The sequence below is a fragment of the Pseudomonas sp. KCJK9111 genome (genome assembly GCF_046231935.1).
Taxonomy (GTDB): Bacteria; Pseudomonadota; Gammaproteobacteria; order Pseudomonadales; family Pseudomonadaceae; genus Aquipseudomonas; species Aquipseudomonas parafulva_B.
Genome location: NZ_JBJJMO010000129.1, coordinates 1 through 1,068, shown reverse-complemented (window position 1 = coordinate 1,068; position 1,068 = coordinate 1). Strand labels below are relative to the sequence as shown.

The 1,068-nt window shown below is 59.1% G+C and carries 1 protein-coding gene; it reads left to right on the top strand.

From position 1 onward, the window contains the following. The coding region (locus ACK59L_RS21475) for an immunoglobulin-like domain-containing protein (RefSeq protein WP_409275947.1) at positions 1 to 1,068 on the top strand (1,068 nt) is incomplete at both ends.

Here is a 1,068-nt window from a genome sequence, read left to right as displayed (position 1 = left end):
GGCCCTGGCTAACGACCTGGTCGTGACCCTGAGCAACAACGCTCAAGTCACCATCAAAGCCGGCCAGACCGCTGTTTCCTACGAGCACGCAGCGCAAGGCGACGACGTTTATAAAGACTCGGGCGAAATCAGCCTGGGCATCAAGTCGGCAGCAGACGCTGGCGGCCGCACCTTCGAAAACCTGCAACTGGGCGGCGAGGCTTCGGTGAAAGTCACCGATACCATCGACGAAGTTGTGGCGAAGCTCACTGCAACCGACTCGGTCACTGAAGGCGGTCAGATCACTTACACCGTGACCCTGACAAACAAAGATGGCCTGCCGATCGACAAGCATGGTGCGCTGACCTTCACGCTGGACGATGGCAAGACCGTCATCACCATCCCAGCCAATGGCACAACCGGTTCGGTCACTGTGACCGCGCCAGACAACGACTACGTCGGTGCCAACGATCCGGTTGTGAAATCGATCGCCTCCGTTGCCGGCGCAGATGTTGGCAAGTTCGAGCAACTGACGCTGGACAAGACTCCAGTCACCACCCAGGTTACCGACGAGCCAGGCTCGGGTACTCCGGGCACGGGCAACCAGGGCGACCAAGTGCTGGTCACCATCACCGCTGACCAGACATCTGTTGCCGAGAACGTCAAACCAACGTTCACCGTGCAGATCAACAAAGCGCTGGCCAACGACCTAGTCGTGACCCTGAGCAACAATGCTCAAGTCACCATCAAAGCCGGCCAGACTACTGTTTCCTACGAGCACGCGGCGCAAGGCGACGACGTTTACAAAGACTCGGGCGAAATCAGCCTGGGCATCAAGTCGGCAGCCGACGCTGGCGGTCGCACCTTCGAAAACCTGCAACTGGGCGGTGAGGCCTCGGTCAAAGTGACCGATACCATCGACGAAGTTGTAGCCAAGCTCACCGCTACCGACTCGGTCACCGAAGGCGGTCAGATCACTTACACCGTGACCCTGACCAACAAAGATGGCTTGCCGATCGACAAACACGGCGCGCTGACCTTCACGCTGGACGATGGCAAGACCACCATCACCATTCCGGCGAACGGCAC